The organism is Methylobacterium sp. 2A (assembly GCF_009806555.1).
Taxonomy (GTDB): Bacteria; Pseudomonadota; Alphaproteobacteria; order Rhizobiales; family Beijerinckiaceae; genus Methylobacterium.
On record NZ_VUOK01000018.1, the window covers coordinates 87,957 to 105,196 of the forward strand.

The 17,240-nt window shown below is 68.7% G+C and carries 14 protein-coding genes; 7 read left to right on the forward strand and 7 right to left on the reverse strand.

The features are described 5' to 3' along the window. The first annotated feature begins 39 nt into the window (after positions 1-39). Positions 40-399 carry a hypothetical protein gene (locus tag FVE89_RS08725; RefSeq protein ID WP_160533644.1) on the forward strand — a complete coding sequence of 120 codons (360 nt, stop codon included), beginning with the start codon at positions 40-42 and terminating at the stop codon, positions 397-399. Between the two features lie 13 nt (positions 400-412). Here the strand turns inward: FVE89_RS08725 and FVE89_RS08730 are convergent, their stop codons facing one another. Beyond that, positions 413-751: a DUF3140 domain-containing protein gene (locus FVE89_RS08730; RefSeq protein WP_160533645.1), complete on the reverse strand. Its 339-nt coding sequence runs from the start codon at positions 749-751 to the stop codon at positions 413-415. A 199-nt stretch (positions 752-950) separates the two neighbouring features. Between FVE89_RS08730 and prfB the strand changes: the two genes are divergently transcribed. After that, positions 951-2,079 (forward strand): peptide chain release factor 2 gene (gene prfB, locus FVE89_RS08735; protein WP_160533646.1). Its coding sequence is split into 2 segments (ribosomal slippage): positions 951-1,019 and positions 1,021-2,079, totalling 1,128 coding nucleotides; the frame shifts between segments, so codons are not numbered across the junction. A 69-nt stretch (positions 2,080-2,148) separates the two neighbouring features. Here the strand turns inward: prfB and ggt are convergent. The 6 genes from ggt to FVE89_RS08765 form a co-directional block, all read right to left on the reverse strand. Beyond that, a complete protein-coding gene (gene ggt / locus FVE89_RS08740; protein ID WP_160533647.1) occupies positions 2,149-3,750 on the reverse strand; it encodes a gamma-glutamyltransferase in 1,602 nt (533 codons plus the stop codon). 195 nt (positions 3,751-3,945) lie between these two features. Beyond that, positions 3,946-4,869: an ATP-binding cassette domain-containing protein gene (locus FVE89_RS08745; protein WP_160533648.1), complete on the reverse strand. Its 924-nt coding sequence runs from the start codon at positions 4,867-4,869 to the stop codon at positions 3,946-3,948. Continuing rightward, a complete protein-coding gene (locus tag FVE89_RS08750) occupies positions 4,866-5,882 on the reverse strand; it encodes an ABC transporter ATP-binding protein (RefSeq protein ID WP_160533649.1) in 1,017 nt (338 codons plus the stop codon). The genes FVE89_RS08745 and FVE89_RS08750 overlap by 4 nt, the downstream gene beginning before the upstream one ends. Continuing rightward, on the reverse strand, positions 5,879-6,793 hold the full coding sequence (locus FVE89_RS08755) for an ABC transporter permease (RefSeq protein WP_160533650.1): 915 nt from the start codon (positions 6,791-6,793) through the stop codon (positions 5,879-5,881). Before FVE89_RS08755 ends, FVE89_RS08750 begins: the two co-directional genes overlap by 4 nt. A 241-nt stretch (positions 6,794-7,034) precedes the next feature. Beyond that, complete coding sequence (locus FVE89_RS08760; RefSeq protein WP_160533651.1) at positions 7,035-7,979, reverse strand: ABC transporter permease; 945 nt, start codon at positions 7,977-7,979, stop codon at positions 7,035-7,037. Next, positions 7,979-9,466, reverse strand: coding sequence for an ABC transporter substrate-binding protein (locus FVE89_RS08765; protein ID WP_160533652.1), 1,488 nt, complete (start codon positions 9,464-9,466; stop codon positions 7,979-7,981). Before FVE89_RS08765 ends, FVE89_RS08760 begins: the two co-directional genes overlap by 1 nt. 364 nt (positions 9,467-9,830) lie before the next feature. Between FVE89_RS08765 and FVE89_RS08770 the strand changes: the two genes are divergently transcribed. From FVE89_RS08770 to FVE89_RS08790, 5 genes are all read left to right on the forward strand, one after another. Then, positions 9,831-10,394: a pilus assembly protein PilZ gene (locus tag FVE89_RS08770; protein ID WP_160533653.1), complete on the forward strand. Its 564-nt coding sequence runs from the start codon at positions 9,831-9,833 to the stop codon at positions 10,392-10,394. An 82-nt stretch (positions 10,395-10,476) separates the two neighbouring features. After that, positions 10,477-11,076, forward strand: coding sequence for a HupE/UreJ family protein (locus FVE89_RS08775; RefSeq protein WP_160533654.1), 600 nt, complete (start codon positions 10,477-10,479; stop codon positions 11,074-11,076). A gap of 446 nt (positions 11,077-11,522) precedes the next feature. Further along, positions 11,523-12,212 (forward strand): metal ABC transporter permease, encoded by a 690-nt coding sequence (locus FVE89_RS08780; RefSeq protein WP_160533655.1) that lies wholly within the window; start codon positions 11,523-11,525, stop codon positions 12,210-12,212. A gap of 403 nt (positions 12,213-12,615) precedes the next feature. Continuing rightward, positions 12,616-14,256 carry a porin gene (locus tag FVE89_RS08785; RefSeq protein WP_160533656.1) on the forward strand — a complete coding sequence of 547 codons (1,641 nt, stop codon included), beginning with the start codon at positions 12,616-12,618 and terminating at the stop codon, positions 14,254-14,256. An 852-nt stretch (positions 14,257-15,108) separates the two neighbouring features. Continuing rightward, on the forward strand, positions 15,109-16,701 hold the full coding sequence (locus tag FVE89_RS08790) for a porin (protein ID WP_160533657.1): 1,593 nt from the start codon (positions 15,109-15,111) through the stop codon (positions 16,699-16,701). The last annotated feature ends 539 nt before the right edge of the window (positions 16,702-17,240 follow it).

Consider the following 17,240-nt stretch of genomic DNA (forward strand, 5'->3'; position numbering starts at 1 on the left):
GTGAGTTGCCGGCCCGGCCGGCCCGTGACGGAGCATCGCGTGAGCACCAAGACCCTGATCGCCGCCGGACTTCTCGCCCTCATGGCGGGGCAGGGCGCCTCGGCCTCCGACGCGGCTTATGCGCCGGCGCCTTATCATGCGCCGTCCTACGTGTTCACGGCACCGAACGGGCCGACGGTCCTGAGGACCGACGGCTGCTGCCAGGTCGTCGTTCCGCCGGGCCGGCCCGATCTCGCTCAACCCGCGGTGCCGGTCGCCGAGGTGATGAATGGCGGCGGCTTCGGCTACACCGGGTTCGACTACTACAACGATCAGATCACCGAGGGACGGTTCGGCGCGCGCAAGCGGCCGAAGGAGTACGTGATCGCCCCGACCTACCTCGTGCCGCCGCGCTATTGAGCCGGCCGGGGCCTCAATCCTTGTCCGGATCGTGGCCCCAGTTCATCAGCGACATCCGCCAGGGTGAGTCCGGATCCTTGCGGGCCGCGCCACCCTGCTTGAGATGGCGGTGGACGTAGCCCACGACCTTGCGCATGGCGGCGTAGTCGTCGTCGGTGAGATCCGCCTTCTTCGTGTCCTTGATGGCCAGGATGCGCCGGCCCATCGCATGGCCGGTCGATTCATCGCCGTCCTTCTTCTGGCCGACCTCCTGGCTGGCGTCGCTGTCGAGGTGCTTCTTCAGCGCGGCCGGCGTCATGTTGACGGCCTCGTTGAAGTCCTTCCATGTCGCCGCGTGATCGTCATCCGCCATCCGCGGGTCTCCTTCGCGTCCAAGCCGTTCGTGCGCGGACAACGCGCCCGGCGCGGACCGGCTCGCGCGTGTCCCTGCGGTTGGGCGCCGCACGGGTTGGAGACGCGGCGGCCGGGCGGCGTTTACAGGCCGGTGCCCGGGCGGTATCAACCCGGCCCGATACGAACCCCATTCCCGAACTCCACCCCCGAAAAACCAGATGCGCGCCGAGATCGAGCAAGCCTCGGATGCCGCCAAGCAGTCTATAGGGCTGCTGAGGAGGCATCTTTGACTGGGACACAGTCGATAAACGCCTCGCGGAGCTGAACGCGGCCTCCGAGGACCCCGACCTCTGGAACGATGCCGAGGCCGCCCAGAAGGTCATGCGCGAGCGCCAGCAGCTCGACGAGGCCGTCACGGCGATCAGGAAGCTCGAACGCGACCTCGAGGACGGCGCCACGCTGATCGAACTCGGCGAGATGGAGGGCGACGAATCCTCGATCCGCGAGGGCGAGGCCGCGATCCTGGCCGTCGAGAAGGAGGCCGCGAGCCGGCAGGTCGAGACCCTGCTGTCCGGCGAGGCCGACGGGTTCGACACCTATCTCGAAGTGCATGCCGGCGCGGGCGGCACCGAGAGCCAGGACTGGGCCAACATGCTCCAGCGCATGTATGCCCGCTGGGCCGAGCGCCGGAAATACAAGGTCGAGGTCGTGGAGATGACCGACGGCGAAGAGGCCGGGATCAAGGGCGCCACGCTCCTGATCAAGGGCCACAACGCCTATGGCTGGCTCAAGACCGAGTCCGGCGTGCACCGGCTGGTGCGGATCTCGCCCTACGATTCCAGCGCCCGGCGCCACACCAGCTTCGCCAGCGTCTGGGTCTATCCGGTGATCGACGACCGGATCGAGATCGAGATCAAGGAATCCGATTGCCGGATCGACACCTACCGGTCGTCGGGCGCCGGCGGCCAGCACGTCAACACCACCGACTCGGCGGTGCGCATCACCCACAACCCCACCGGGATCGTGGTGGCGTGCCAGCAGGAGCGCTCGCAGCACAAGAACCGGGCGACCGCCTGGAACATGCTGCGCGCCCGCCTGTACGAGCTGGAGCTGAAGAAGCGCGAGGAGAAGGCCAACGCCGAGGCCGCCGCCAAGACGGATATCGGCTGGGGTCACCAGATCCGGTCCTACGTGCTGCAGCCGTACCAGCTGGTGAAGGACCTGCGCACCGGAACCCAGTCCACGGATCCGGACGCGGTGCTCGACGGCGACCTCGACCCGTTCATGGAGGCCTCGCTCGCGCAGCGGGTCTATGGCGGCGCCGAGGCGGTCGAGGATATCGACTGATCGGCGGGGGCGGCCGGTTCCGCAGGGCTTCCCTCCCCCGCAGAGGGGGGAGGGAAGCCGGGACGCCCCTCAATACCCCAGCGCGGCCCCATCCTTGCGCGGGTCCGAGCCGGCCGCCAGCGTGCCGGCCTTGCGGTCGATCCAGATGACCTGCCCGCCGCCGAGCGGCAGGGGCGCGCGGATCGCCGGATGGCCGCGCTCCTTCAGCCCCGCCATCACGGCGTCGGAGATCCCACCCTCCACCTCCAGGGTCCCGCCATAGGCGAAGCTGCGCGGGGCATCGAGCGCCGCCTGCACGTCGAGCCCCCGGTCGAGGAGGCCGGTGAGCAGCTCGACATGGCCCATCGCCTGATAGTGCCCGCCCATCACGCCGAACGGCGCCACCGCCTGCCCGTCCTTCATCAGCATGCCGGGGATGATCGTGTGCATCGGCCGCTTGCCCGGCCCGATGCTGTTCGGGTGGCCGCCCTCGGTGCGGAACGACAGGCCGCGATTGTGCAGCAGCACGCCGCTCTCGGGCGCCAGGATCCCTGAGCCGAAGCCCTGGAAGATCGAGTTGATCAGCGACAGCGCGTTGCCGTCCCGGTCGACCACGCAGAGATAGACCGTGTCCTTGTGGGCGCGGCCCTCGGCGACCTCTTGGGCGATCTCGGGATAGATCTCCGGCTCGCGCGCCCGGCCCATGTCGATGGCCCCGTGGGCGGCGGCCTTCCAGGCGTCCGAGAGCAGGTGTTCCACCGGCACGTTGGCGAGGGCGGCGTCGCCGAACAGCACGTCGCGGTGATGGTAGCCCTGCTTGCACACCTCGGCGAACAGGTGGAGCCGGTCGAGCTCCGAGAGCGCGCCGACATCGTAGTGCGAGAGGACGTTGAGCATCATCAAGGCCGCCAGACCCTGGCCGGCGGGCGGGCACTCGTAGACGTCGTAGCCGCGATAGCGGGTCGAGACCGGGGTGACGATATCGGGCCGGGCGGCGGCGAAATCGTCCAACGTGTGCAGGCCGCCGAGTTCGTTGAGCCGGCTCACGATGTCCTGCGCGACGGGGCCCGCGTAGAAGGCCTTGGGACCCGCCTCGGCGATCTTCCGCAGCGTCGCGGCGAGCTTCGGCAGGCGGAGGACGCTGCCGATGGCCGGCGCCTGTCCACCGGGCAGGTAGGTCGCGGCGGCGTGCGGGTCGCCGGCGACGCGGGGCACGCAGCGCTGCCAGTCCCAGCCGACGCGCTGCTGGATCACGAACCCGTCCTCGGCGTAGCGGATCGCCGGCTGGAGCAATTCGCCCAGCGACCGGGTGCCGTGCTCGCGCACCAGCAGATCCCAGGCCGCGACCGCGCCCGGCACCGTGACGGCGTGCGGCGAGGTCGGGGTGATGGTGACGCCGTGCTCGGCGTACCAGTCGGGCGTGGCGGCGGCCGGGGCGCGGCCCGAACCGTCGAGGGCGATCGGCTTCGTCGCGCCCGCGGGGGCGTAGAGGGCGAAGCAGTCGCCGCCGATGCCGGTCATCAACGGATCGACCACGCCTTGCACGGCGACCGCCGCGATGCCGGCATCGACCGCGTTGCCGCCGGAGCGCAGCACCTCGATGGCGGCGAGCGTGGAGAGCGGGTGCGAGGTCGCGACGGCGGCGTTGGCGGCGTAGACCGGGGAGCGGCCGGGGGCGGAAAAGTCTCTCACGGGATGTCCTGCTGTACGGAGTGGTTTAGCGGCGGCCTGATCCAAACCGCGACCTCATCCTAAGGTGCCGGAGCGAAGCGGAGGCCTCGAAGGAGCCCTCCAGGGATCGCGCGGCCGGCTGAAGCCCTCCTTCGAGGCCCGCTGACGCGGGCACATCAGGATGAGGTGGAGAAGGGGAGAGGCCGTGTAAGGCGCTCACGCGTGCTGCCCTGTCGGCAGCGCCACCCAATGACCCGGCACCACCTCGGTGAGCGGCCCATCGGGCGGCTCATTATGGCCGACGAGGTCCCGCGCGGCGAGACGGGCGCGCTCCTCGGCCGGGTGCGGCACCGGCACGGCGGCGAGCAGGCGGCGCGTGTAGGGATGGCGCGGATCCTCGTAGAGGGCGTCCGCTTCGGCCAGCTCGACGATCCGCCCGCGCCAGAGCACCGCCACCCGGTGGCAGAGGTAGCGCACCATCCGCAGATCGTGGGAGATGAACAGGTAGGACAGGCCCATCTCGTCCTGCAGATCCTGGAGCAGGTTGACCACCTGCGCCTGGATCGAGACGTCCAGCGCCGCGATCGGCTCGTCGGCGACGATGAAGCTCGGTTTGAGGGCGATCGCCCGGGCGATGCAGATCCGCTGGCGCTGCCCGCCCGAGAACTGGTGCGGGTAGCGCCCCATGAAGCGCGGATCGAGCCCGACCCGCTGGAACAGCGCCGCGACCGCCTCACGCCGCTCGGAGCGGCCCATGTCCCGCCGGTGCAGCTTGAACGCCTCCGCGACGTAGTCCCCGGCGCTCATGCGTGGGTTGAGGGCCGCGTAGGGGTCCTGGAACACGATCTGGATCCGCGCGCGCATCTTCCGCATGGCGCCCGCCGAGAGCTTGGCGAGGTCGGTGCCCTCGAACGCGATGGTGCCGGAGGTCGGCGGGTTGAGCATGGTCACGGCCCGGCCGATGGTCGATTTGCCCGAACCGGATTCACCGACGAGGCCCAGGGTCTCGCCGGGGCGGATGTCGAAGCTGACACCTTCGACGGCGCGGAACACCGACGCCTTGCCGCCCCACCACGAGCGCAGCGGATAGTGCTTGGACAGGTCGCGCACCGAGACGACCGGATAATCCCGCCGGCTCATCGTGCGGCCTCCGCGGCCAGAAGCTTCGGCAGATCGTACCAGGCGGCGACGAGGTGGCCGGGGGCGGCGCCCGGCGCCTGCACGAGCGGCGGCATCTCGGCCCGGCAGCGGGGCGTCGCGAACGCGTTGCGCGGCGCGAAGGGGTCGCCCGGCGGCGGGTGGCGCATGTCCGGGGGCGCCCCCTCGATCTGGTGCAGGCGCCGCCGCCCGGCCCGGCCGCCGGAGAGGTCCGGCAGGGAGCGCAGGAGTCCCAGCGTGTAGGCGTTGCGGGGATCGGAGAAGATGTCGTCGACCGGGCCGCGCTCCAGGATCCGGCCGGCATACATGACCTGCACGGTGTCGCTGATGCCGGCGACCACGCCGAGGTCGTGGGTGATCCAGATGATCGCCATGCCGAGCTCACGCTTGAGCTCCTGCACCAGGGCGACGATCTCGGCCTGGACGGTGACGTCGAGGGCGGTGGTCGCCTCGTCGGCGATCAGCAGCTTCGGCCGGCAGCTCAGGCCGATCGCGATCATCACCCGCTGGCGCTGGCCGCCGGAGAATTCGTGCGGGTACTGGTCGAGCCGCGCCCCCGCATTCGGGATGCGCACGAGGTCGAGCAGGTCCTTGGCTCGGGCGCGGGCCGCGCGGGCGTCGAGACCGAGATGGATGCGCAGGGGCTCGACGATCTGCGCCGCCACCGTCATGCCGGGATTGAGCGAGCTCATCGGGTCCTGGAACACGAAGCCGATCGCACCGCCGCGGATCTTTCGGAGGTCCCGTTCCTTCAGGGCGAGCAGGTCGCGGCCCTCGAACAGCACCTGACCGCCGGTGATGCGGCCGGGCGGGCGCGGGATCAGGCCCAGCATGGCGAGCACGTGCACGCTCTTGCCGGAGCCGGATTCGCCGACGATGCCGAGCGTCTCGCCCTCGTGCAGGGTATAGGAGACGCCGTTGACCGCGTGGACCGCGCCGCCGTCGGTGTCAAAGGCGACTGCGAGGTCGCGGACGTCGAGGAGGGGCTTTTTCATGTCCGCTGCCTCGGGTCGAGGGCGTCCCGCAATCCGTCGCCGAACAGGTTGAAGGCGAGCACGGCGAGGAAGATCGACAGGCCGGGCCAGATCGCCATCCAGGGCGCTTGGTCCATGAAGTTCTTGGCGGTGTTGAGCATCGCGCCCCAGGAGGGCTCGGGCGGCTGCTGGCCGAGTCCCAGGAAGGACAGGCTCGCCTCCGCGATGATCGCGGCCGCAATGGTCAGCGTCGCCTGGACGAGGATCGCCGGCACGATGTTGGGCAGGATGTGCACCCGGGCGATCCGCCAGGGCGGGTTGCCCATGGCGCGCGCCGCCTCCACGAACTCCTCCGCGGCCACGGCGCGGACCTGCGCCCGGGTCAACCGGATGAAGGTCGAGGTCGCCGAGAGGCCGATGGCGATCATCGCGTTGACGAGGCTCGGGCCGAGGAAGGCGGCCAGCGCGATCGCCAGGATCAGGAACGGGATCGCGAGCAGCGCGTCGGTGAGCCGGGAGATCACCCCGTCGATCCAGCCGCCGGCGTAGCCGGCCAACAATCCGAGCGGGAGGCCGAGGGAGACGGCGAGCGCCACGGAGACGAGGCCGGCGCCAAGCGAGGCGCGGGCGCCGAAGATGATCCGCGAAAGCACGTCGCGTCCGACTTCGTCGCCGCCGAACGGGTGCGCGAGGCTTGGGTGCCCGCGGACGTTGGCCCAGTCGGTGGCGGTCGGGTCGTAGGGGGCGATCCAGGGGGCGGAGACGGCCATCAGGATCAGCAGCCCGACGATGACGAGGCCCGCGACGGCGCTCTTGCGCGCGCGCAGGCGTCGCCAGAAGGCCGCGAGGGTGCCGGGTTCCTGGATGAGGGCCGGCGTGCCTGCGGGGGCGGCGAGGCCGGCGGGTTCGGCGATGGGGGTGCCGGTGCTCATCGGATGCTCGGAACGTTGGCAGCGTCGCGGCCCGCACGCGCCTTCCCTCCCCCCTCTGCGGGGGAGGGTGGCCCCCGAAGGGGGTCGGGAGAGGGGAGCGACGGTGCAGGAAAAGGCTGTGGTCGTCCTGAAGGGCGCGCCCATTTCTGAACCCAGGTTCCCCTCTCCCGACCCCTGCTGACGCAGGGGCCACCCTCCCCCGCAGAGGGGGGAGGGGAGGCGCCGCGCTCCATGATCGCCCTCATGCCCGCCTCAGCTTCGGGTTCACGGCCGCGGAGAGCAGGTCGGCGGCGAGGTTCAGGGCGATGTAGGTCGCTGCCGTGCAGATCACGACGCCCTGCACGGTGGCGAAATCCCGGTTGAACACCGCATCGACCATCAGCTTGCCGAAACCCGGCACGGAAAAGACCTGCTCGGTCAGCACCGCCCCCGACAGGAGCTGCCCGAATTCGAGCGCCCCGAGGGTGATGATCGGGATCGCGGCGTTCGGCAGCGCGTGCCGCAGGGTCACCCGCATCGGCGAGACGCCCTTGGCGCGGGCCGTGCGGACGTAATCCGAGCCCAGCACGCCCAGCATCGCCGCGCGGGTGTGGCGCATCATCACCGCCGCGATGGCGTTGCCGAGCACGAAGGCCGGCATCACCATGGCGGCGAGGTTGTCCGACAGACTCTCGAACGGCGAGACGTAGCCCGAGGCCGGCAGCCAGCCGAGCTGCACCGAGAACAGCAGGATCAGCAGGATCCCGAGCCAGAAATTCGGCACCGACAGACCCCACAGCGCCACCCCGTTGGCGATCGTGTCGGCGGCTTGGCCGCGCTTGACCGCCGAGAGCACCCCCATCGGCACGCCGATGGCGAGCGCCACCAGCATGGCGAGGCAGGCGAGTTCGAGCGTCACCGGCAGCTTCTCGACGATCAGCTCGGAGACCGGCTTCTGCAGCCGGATCGACTCGCCGAGATCACCCCGCAGCACGCCGCCGGCCCAGTAGGCGTAGCGCACCGGCAGGGGCGCATCGAGGTGGTACTTCTGCCGGATGAAGGCGATCACCTGCGGGTCGCGCTCCTCGCCGGTCAGCGCCGTGGCGACATCTCCCGGCAGCAATTGCTGCAGGGCGAAGATGATCATCGAAGCGAGGATCAGGGTCGGGACCGCCAGGGCGAGGCGTCGGGCCAGGAACCGGAGCATCAGTTGAGTTTCAGGCCGGTGAAGCGCACGAGTCCGTCCGGATAGGGCACGAAGCCCGTGAGCTTCTGGCTGTAGGCCCAGAGCAGCTTGCGGTGCAGGATGTAGATCCCCGGCCGATCCTTCAGCACCTGATCGGCCAGGGCCTTCCAGGCGGCCTTGCGTTTGGCCGGATCGACGGTGCCGCGCTCGGCCTGGAGCGCCGCGTCGGCCTCCGGGCTGCAGTATTTCGGATAGTTCAGCGCCGCCTTGCAGAACAGGAAGCTGAACGTGTTGCCGTCCGGATCCGAGCGGCCGCTCCAGGAATAGAGCTGCGCCTCGTAATTCCCCTTGTCGGCGGCATCGAGCGCCGTTGTGAAGTCCACCGCCTGGAGCTTCACGTCGAAGCCGGCCTCCTTGGTCATCGCCTGGATCACTTGGCCGACCTGCGGCGACTCGCTGTTGGCGTAGACGGTGAGCGTGATCTGCGGGTTCGGCTTGCCGGCCTCGGCGAGGAGCGCCTTGGCCTTGGCGACATCGCGCTTCGGGATCGGATATTCGGCGACGTAGTTCGGGTTCTTCGGGTTGACCCACTGGTTCCCTGCCAGGAACTCGCCGTTATAGACGACCTGATTGATGGCGTTGCGGTCGATGGCGGCCTCGAAGGCGGCGCGCACCTTCGGATCGGAGACCGGCGAGCCGGCCTTGTTGGGGTTGAACAGGATCTCCTGGAAGCCGAGTTCGGTGGTGGATTCGAGCTTCAGCTTGGCGTCGCGCTTCACCTGCGGCACGTCGGTGGGGGCGAGGCGCTCCAGCAGGTCGAGCTGCCCGGCGCGCAGGTTGGTGAGCCGCACCGTGGCATCGGGGATCGGGCGGAACTCGATCCGCTGGATGTGGATCGCGTCCTTGTTCCAGTAGTCGGGGAAACGCTCGACCACGATCCGGTCCTGCGGCACCCGCTCCACGAACTTGTAGGGTCCGGCGCAGACCGGCGCGGTCGCGAACTTGTCGCCGAGCCGCTCGGCGGCCTTGGGCGAGACCATCATGCCGGCCCGGTCGGTGAACTGCGCCAGCAGGGGCGCGAAGGGCTGCTTCAGATTGATCCGGAAGGTCAGGGCGTCGACCACATCCACGGAGTCGATCGGCGCGATCTCCGAGCGGCGCTGCGAGCCCGGCATCTTCAGATGACGCTCGATCGAGAACTTGGCCGCAGCGGCGTCGAGCTTCTCGCCGTCGTGGAACAGCACGCCGGGGCGCAGATGCATGGTCAGCGCCTTCTCGTCGGGCGAGAGTTCCCAGGAGGTCGCGAGCTGCGGCACCGGCTTCAGGTCGGGCCCGATATCCACGAGCTTGTCGCAGAGCGCCGCAAACACCATCCGGCTGGCGAAGGTGCGGGCGAGCGTCGGGTCGAGGGCGTCCGGATCCTCCATCATGCCGTAGCGCAGGGTCTGCGCGGCGGCGGGTCCGGACAGGATCAGTCCGGCGAGGAGGCAGGTGGCGAGACGCAACATGAATTCGGTCCGGAGGCTGGCGCAGGCGGCGGGATGCGATCGGCCGCAGCCGATCCGGAGGCGTCGGAGCATGTCGCGCGCCACCGTGGTATGCACAATCCCAAGGCAGCATCCATGCCAGACGGTCGAGCTGCATCTTATATTCAGGGGGTCCTGACGGCTTCAGAGACGTATCGAGAGCCGTCAATTCCGATATTCAGTTGGCAATTGAGTATAGTATTCGGCAGAATTTGTGAGCCATGAACGCGTAAACGCACAGTTAAATGCGGTCACCGATAAGCTCAATTTTACTGACTTGCTGAAGTTCTCCGCAGGCCATTCCGTTGCATAACGCTGCCATGTCACAAAAGCGTCGATGAAGGACATGCATGGCCCGCGACACCGCATCATCCTGCCTGCCCTCTGCTGGACCCAACGGCGCCGGGATTTCTACGCGATCACCACGGATGTCTCGGTCGAGGGGATCCGCTTCCGCTCGTCGTCGCTGCTGAGCCCGGGCGAGGATCTCACCTGCAGCATCCGCTACATCGGCCTCCTGCACGCGCGGATCGACCAGGCGGTGGGCCAGGAATTCGTCGTCTCGGTCCGGGGCGGCCGGCCGGCGCTGGTCGGCTTGGCGCGCCAGTTCGTGACGCTGTCCCGGGCGCAGGATTTCCGCGTGGAGCCGGTCCGGCTCGATCGCCGCATCGTCCCGAAGCAGAAGGTCGTCGTCGTGACGCTGGAGGGGGGGCATGCCGTTTCGGGCCACGTGCTCAATATCTCGGCGTCCGGCGTGGCATTGCTGATCGACCAGACGCCGGAACTCGGCGCGACGATCCGGGTCGGCCAGAAGTTGGCCCGCGTAATGCGGCATTTCACCCATGGGCTGGGGGCCGCGTTCGTCGAACCCTTCGAGCCGGGCGCCGTCCACGAGGCGATGACCATATAGGACGCGTCCCAAGGCAGGGGCCGGGGCCTCGCAGTGACCGCGGATGGGCGCTACATCTCCCAGGGTCAGCGAAGGACACCCCATGAAGCGCCATTTCTCCGCCTCTCTCGCCGCCTCCCTCCCGGCCGCGTTCGCGCTGCTGCCGCAGGCGGCACTCGCGCATCCGGGCCACGGCGCCGCCACCGGCGTGGAAGCTGGGTTCCTGCATCCGCTGCTGGGCGCCGATCACGTGCTGGCGATGGTCGCGGTCGGCCTGCTGGCGGCTCTCCGGGGCGGTCGGGCTCTCTGGGCGCTGCCCTTGTCCTTCCTGGCGCTGATGAGCGCGGGGGCGGGGCTCGGCATGGCCGGCATCGCGCTGCCCTACGTCGAGACCGGGATCGCGCTCTCGATCGTGGTTTTCGGACTTGCCGCCATGGTCGGCCTGCGGGCGCCGGTGGCGCTGCTCGCCGCCCTGGTCGGGGTGTTCGCGGTGTTTCACGGCTACGCGCACGGGGCCGAGATGCCTGAGACCGCCTCCGGCCTGACGTTCGGCCTCGGCTTCCTGGCGGCGACCGCGCTCCTTCACGCGGCCGGGATCGGCCTTGGCGTTGCCGGTGCCCGCCTGGGCCCCACGCGGGCCGCGCCGACCCTCGGCGCCGGCGTCGCGCTGGCCGGTCTCGCCCTGCTGGCGCTGCCGGCCTGAACGAGGCGGCTGGCCTCCGCGGCGGCGCCGCCCGTCGCAGGACCGGCCGCGGCGCCTGAGCATCCGCGTCGATCTGGAACCGAGCTGTCGGCTGGCCCCGGCATAATGCGGCGGCTCGACCGGATCGCCGACCACGGTTCCGTTGCGGGCGTCGGCCGCGTGCCGGGCCTGTCGTGTCGGCGGGCGTGGAAGTTGGTCGAGGCGCAGACCGGCGGACGGTGCGGAGGTGGTGCGCGCTTCCGGGATTTGCAGCCGATGGCGTGGCCCGGCAGCGGGCGGTCGCGGCGGCTGCTGCGTATCTGAGCCGGCCGGGGACATGTAACCGGCCCGGGCGTGGGCGCGATAGGCGAGTGCGCGTGTCACAGACCCCGAGGGGCTGATTGCACCGCATGTTGCCCCACGTCCTGCCGGTCGCAACAACCCCGGCGGCAAGAAGAGGACCCCACATGGCTAAGTTCACGACGCTCGCCCTGATGAGCCTTCTGGCTGTCACCACGGGTGCACAGGCAGCCCCGAAGGTGGAGCGCCTGCGGGGAGCGATCGAGGCGGTCGAGCATGGCGGATTCACGCTGAAGACCCTCGACGGCAAGTCGGAATCCGTGGCGCTGCCACCGGATGCGAAGGTCTCGTGGGTCATCCCGGCGCGCTTGGACCAGATCAAGGACGGCGTGTTCATCGGCACGGCCACGAAGGGCGAGCCCCCGGTGGCGCTGGAGGTCGTGCTGTTCCCCGAGGCGATGCGCGGCACCGGCGAGGGGCATTACGACTGGGACATGATCCCGGACCACACGGCCGGCGGCACGCGGGTGAAGAGCGCGATGACCAACGGCACCGTGACGGCCGACTCCCGTTCGACCGCGCCTGACGCCCCCCGGGTGAAGAGCGCGATGACCAACGGTACCGTGACGGCGAGCGGCGGGGGAGCCGAGCGGACGCTGACGGTGGATTACGGCAAGGGCCAGTCCCTCCAGATCCTCGTGCCGCCGCAGGCGCCCGTGGTCAGCTTCGCGCCGGCCGACGCCTCGGCCCTGACGCCGGGGGCGCGGGCATTCGTGATCGTCGCGCGCGAAGAGGACGGCCATCTGACCGCACGCCGGGTCGCCGTCGGCAAGGACGGCCTGACCCCGCCGATGTAAGCCGGCAATGTAATGCAGCTGTCGCGCGGGGGCCTGCAGCAATCACTGCTGCAAAGACTCCCGCGCATGATTCGCCCGGCGCGAATACGGGCGCCGGGCTATTCGGATCCGAAGACGCTCCGAAAATTCGCGCGAAACCGGCGTTCGGACTCTGGTTAATGGCCAATGCGTCCCGAGATTGTTGCCACCACGCAACATCGCGTCGGAACCGCGGCAATAATTGAGAATCCTCGTTGCCGCCCGAAACCCGTTCGCACATGGTGAGGGGGCACGGGGGCATCGCCAAGCGAGAGCCCGCAAGAGCCTGCCGCTCAAGACGCAGGCCAACTCTACAAAACGTGCGGCTAGACCCGGTCAACCGGGCACGTCCGCATTCTTGGGTCTCGAAGCTTTGGAGATATCAATGAAGCTCTTGAAGGGCTCGTTGCTTGGGTCGGCTGCTGCGTTTGCGGCGGTGGGCGCCGCGCACGCCGCCGATCTGCCGGTCAGGAAGGCTGTTCCGATCGAATACGTCCGCGTCTGCACCGCCTACGGTGCCGGTTTCTTCTACATCCCCGGCACAGACACCTGCCTGCGCATCTCGGGTCGCGCCCGGTTCGAGGGGGCGTACCAGACCAGCTACTCGCGTCAGGCCGGTCCGAACGTCGGCGACACGTCGGGCTATCAGGGCCGGATGCGCATCAACCTCGATGCCCGCACCCAGACCGCCTACGGCACGCTGCGCGCCTTCGTGCGTCTCGATGCCGGCGCCCGCACCGGCTATTCCGGCGTCGGCACCTCCGGCACCCAGCAGCGCATCGGCCAAGCCTATGCCGGCATCGGCACCGACAGCTTCGGCCGTGACCAGCAGTACATGAACGTCGACAAGGCGTTCATCCAGTTCGCCGGGCTCACCGCCGGTCGCGCCTCCTCGTTCTTCGACTTCTACGCCCACGACTTCGAGTTCGCCGGTGCCACCGCGGGTTCGGACGTGTTCTCGACGAACCTGCTGGCCTACACCGCCACGATCGGCAACGGCCTGTCGGCGACGATCTCGATCGAAGACCCGGTCTTCCGCCGGACCCCGATCTTCTCGCCGTTCAACATCTCCGCCACCGTCAGCACCGGCAGCGTGTCGAACTTCGGCGTCACCAACCAGCCGACCCCGATCTTCGTCGGCCCGGGGCGTTACGCCAACGTCGACAGCATCGAGCGCTCGCGTCTGCCCGACTTCGTCGGCGTCGTGCGCCTCGACCAGGCCTGGGGTTCGGCCCAGCTCTCCGCCGCCACCCACGAGCTGAACATCGGCAACCTGTCGACCGCTGCCAGCACCGGCACCGGCCCGGTCCTCGTCCCCGCCCACACCAGCACGGTCCAGGGTTGGGCGGTGCAGGGCGGCCTGAAGATCAACACGCCGTTCGTGGCGCCGGGCGACGCCCTCTACCTGCAGGGCGCCTACGGCGACGGCGCGCAGCTCTACACCGGCTACTCCAGCTACACCGGCTCGTACACGCAGAGCACCACGACCATCCAGGGTCAGAAGTTCGCGCAGTACTTCTCGGACGCGGTGGTCAACCCGTTCACCGGCCAGCTGCAGACCTCGCAGAGCTTCACCGCCGTCGCGTCGTACCTGCACTACTGGACGCCTGAGTGGCGCTCGGCCTTTTTCGGCTCCTACGGCGAGCAGAGCTTCGGCCAGGGCATCCGTGCATCGCAGGGCGCGATCTACAACCTCGTGAGCGGTCTGGCCGGCAGCAACCCGTTCGGCTCCAACGCCGTCGGCACGCCCGGCACCCGGTTCTACCAGCTGAGCCAGGCTCTGCGCGACACCTACCAGTTCGTGGCGGGCGGCAGCTTGATCTGGTCGCCGGTCAAGGATCTCGATATCGGCGTGGAGGCCTTCTACACGCAGATCGGCCTGAAGAACGGCCGGGCGATCGACCTCGACAAGAGCCCGACCGCCTACGCCAACGTGGCCGGCATCAACGCCGGGACCTTCGCGGTCCGCACCGCCACGCAGGACTCGGTCTCGCAGGTCCGCTTCCGCGTCCAGCGCGACTTCTGATCCGAGACGCCGGGGCTTCCGCCCCGGCAGCTTGCCTCGTGCTCCATATTTCAAGGCTCGGCTTCGGCCGGGCCTTTTTTGTTGCGCCGGTGGTCCGCTGATCCGTCGGCCGCCGCAAGCGAGGCGGAGCGCCCGCCCACCGCGTTGAGGCCGCGCAGGCGCAAGCGCGGGACCACGCCGGCCCTGCCCGAATCGCTGCGCCGCCGAGGCAGGATCAGGCTGCCGCCCCCGGACGTCGCGCGCGGGCCCAGGCAGGCGGATCGGCCCACCTCCCTGCTGCCTGCCGCATCCGTCGCGCAGACTGCGCCCACGGACCAGTGGCGCTTGTCCCTCGGGCTCTCGCGACGCGACCGCGCCGAGAATCACGACCGCCATCGAGTTCGCGCCGAGGCCGCCGGGACGGTGCATCTACCGATTCGGTTGCGCGCGGAAGCTGGGATGCGCGCCTGGGGTGCAGATCCGCCGCGCTGCGGCCGCGTTGCCGCGCCAAAGGGATCTCTGCAAAACAATCATTTTCTTGATTGCTCTAAAGCTGAGATGGCAGCTCCATATAATGTTTACTTGTTGTCTTAGCGCTGATCTATTTATATAAAACCAAGCCTGTTTCGCATAAATCAAAGTATATGTTTTGTTGTAAGTGCGCAACATCGCTGTTGAACACTATTCTTGTCTGCTGATCAAAGTTGCGCGTTCGGGCTCGTTTGCACAATGTGCTGGCGCATCGGTGACTCTCGACATCGAGATCCCGAAAAGATTCGCTGTCAACGAGCGGGTTGCGCAAACAATAAGCCGTTATCACGGGAAACGACTGTGTAAACGGCGCTATCGGGTCTCGAAGCTTTGGAGATATCTATGAAGCTCTTGAAGAGCTCGTTGCTCGGGTCGGCTGCCGCGTTCGCGGCGGTGGGCGCCGCGCACGCCGCCGACCTGCCGGTGAAGAAGGCCGTGCCGATCGAATACGTCCGCGTCTGCACCGCCTACGGTGCGGGCTTTTTCTACATCCCCGGCACCGATACCTGCCTGCGCATCTCGGGCCGCGCCCGGTTCGAGGGCGGCTACATGCCCAGCTACTCGCGCGGGTCCGGGGTCGGCGACACCTCGGGCTACCAGGGCCGGCTGCGCATCAACCTCGATGCCCGCACCCAGACCGCCTACGGCACGCTGCGCGCCTTCGTGCGCTTGGACGCCGGCGCCCGCACCGGCTATTCCGGCATCGGCACTTCCGGCACGCAGGCGCGCATTGGCCAAGCCTACAATGCCACGGGCGTTGACGAGAATGGGCGTGCGCAGCAATTCGTGAACGTCGACAAGGCGTTCATCCAGTTCGCGGGCCTGACCGCCGGTCGCGCCTCCTCGTTCTTCGACTTCTACGCCCACGATTTCGAGTTCTCCGGCGCCACGGCCGGCTCGGATGTCGCCTCGACCAATCTGTTCGCCTACACGGCGACCTTCGGGAACGGCCTGTCGGCGACGCTCTCGGTGGAAGACCCGGTCTACCGCCGCACGCCGATCTTCACGCCGACCGGCCCGTCGGGCACCATCGCCAGCCCCGTCGTCGTCGGCTACAACAGCAAGGGCGTTCCGACCGTCGTCGGCGCCATCGACAGCGTGCAGCGCGAGCGCCTGCCCGACTTCGTCGGCGCCCTGCGCCTCGATCAGGCCTGGGGCTCTGCCCAGCTCTCGGCGGCCACCCACGAGCTGAACGTCGGCAACATCGGCACGACTCCGGTCTCCGGGGCGAATGCCGCCGTCGCGCACACCAGAAGCATCCAGGCCTGGGCGGTGCAGGGTGGCCTGAAGGTCAACGCCCCGTTCATTGCGCCGGGCGACGCCCTGTACCTGCAGGGCGCTTATGCTGATGGGGCTCAGCTCTATACGGGTTACTCCGCGTTCACGGGCTCGTACCAGCAGTCCGCGGCCACCATCCAGGGCCAGAAGTTCGCCCAGTACTTCTCGGACGCGACGATCAACCCGTTCACCGGCCAGCTGCAGACCTCGCAGACCGTGTCCGCGGTCGCCTCGTACCTGCACTACTGGTCGCCGGAATGGCGCTCGGCGTTCTTCGGTTCCTATGGCGAGCAGAACTTCGCCAAGACCGCCCGGTTCAGCCAGGGTCTCGTCGCCAATCTCGTGACGCCGAGCCCGGCCTCGAACGCCATCGGCGTGCCCGGTACCCGGTTCTTCCAGCTGAGCCAGGCGCTGCGCGACACCTACCAGTTCGTGGCGGGCGCCAGCCTGATCTGGTCGCCGGTCAAGGACCTCGATATCGGCGTGGAGGGCTTCTACACGCAGATCGGCCTGAAGAACGGCCGGGCCATCGATCAGGACAAGAGCCCGACCGCCTACGCCAACGTCGCCGGCATCAACAACGGCACCTTCGTGCCGCGCACCGCGACGCAGGACTCGATCTCGCAGATCCGCTTCCGCGTCCAGCGCGACTTCTGATCCACGATGCCGGCGCCGGGATCTCGGTCCCGACGCTGGCCCCCGTGCAAGCCGACTTTCAAGGCCTGGCTTCGCGCCGGGCCTTTTTTCGTCGCAGGGCCCGTCAGGCCGGATGCAGGCCCGCGCCGGTGCGACGCGGATCTCCGCCCCCAGCGGGACGCCGCCCTGCCGGTTTCCGCCGCGCCAAGCTCGACCGGCGGCGACGGGATGCGCGCCGGTGCGGCACGGGACGGCGGTCGCGATTCGCCCGACATCGCACGCATGGCCGCCGAGCTTGGTCCTGGCCGACCAACGCCGAGGGCGCCGCTCCGCCCAAGCGCGGCCGCGCTCTCGCCGGTGGAATGCCGCTGAGATACTGGCATTGGTTGGTACGAACAAATTACGGATTATATCAGCACAATCAAAGATAAATTAAGGTGTTGTATCGGCTTACCGGCCGAATCCGAGACGAAGATCCGGCTTTTGTTGCATGTCGGCAACAAGATTCCGAACGTTCTTGCAGATCTCGGGCTGTGCGTTGCTGGCAAAAGTAAACGGCC

Excerpts from the sequence above, each read along its gene's own strand:
- FVE89_RS08730 (WP_160533645.1), bottom strand. The coding sequence starts at position 751 with ATGGCGGATGACGATCACGCGGCGACATGGAAGGACTTCAACGAGGCC.
- FVE89_RS08745 (WP_160533648.1), bottom strand. The coding sequence starts at position 4,869 with ATGAGCCGGCGGGATTATCCGGTCGTCTCGGTGCGCGACCTGTCCAAG.
- FVE89_RS08750 (WP_160533649.1), bottom strand. The coding sequence starts at position 5,882 with ATGAAAAAGCCCCTCCTCGACGTCCGCGACCTCGCAGTCGCCTTTGAC.
- FVE89_RS08755 (WP_160533650.1), bottom strand. The coding sequence starts at position 6,793 with ATGAGCACCGGCACCCCCATCGCCGAACCCGCCGGCCTCGCCGCCCCC.
- FVE89_RS08760 (WP_160533651.1), bottom strand. The coding sequence starts at position 7,979 with ATGCTCCGGTTCCTGGCCCGACGCCTCGCCCTGGCGGTCCCGACCCTG.
- FVE89_RS08765 (WP_160533652.1), bottom strand. The coding sequence starts at position 9,466 with ATGTTGCGTCTCGCCACCTGCCTCCTCGCCGGACTGATCCTGTCCGGA.
- FVE89_RS08770 (WP_160533653.1), top strand. The coding sequence starts at position 9,831 with ATGCATGGCCCGCGACACCGCATCATCCTGCCTGCCCTCTGCTGGACC.
- FVE89_RS08775 (WP_160533654.1), top strand. The coding sequence starts at position 10,477 with ATGAAGCGCCATTTCTCCGCCTCTCTCGCCGCCTCCCTCCCGGCCGCG.
- FVE89_RS08780 (WP_160533655.1), top strand. The coding sequence starts at position 11,523 with ATGGCTAAGTTCACGACGCTCGCCCTGATGAGCCTTCTGGCTGTCACC.
- FVE89_RS08785 (WP_160533656.1), top strand. The coding sequence starts at position 12,616 with ATGAAGCTCTTGAAGGGCTCGTTGCTTGGGTCGGCTGCTGCGTTTGCG.
- FVE89_RS08790 (WP_160533657.1), top strand. The coding sequence starts at position 15,109 with ATGAAGCTCTTGAAGAGCTCGTTGCTCGGGTCGGCTGCCGCGTTCGCG.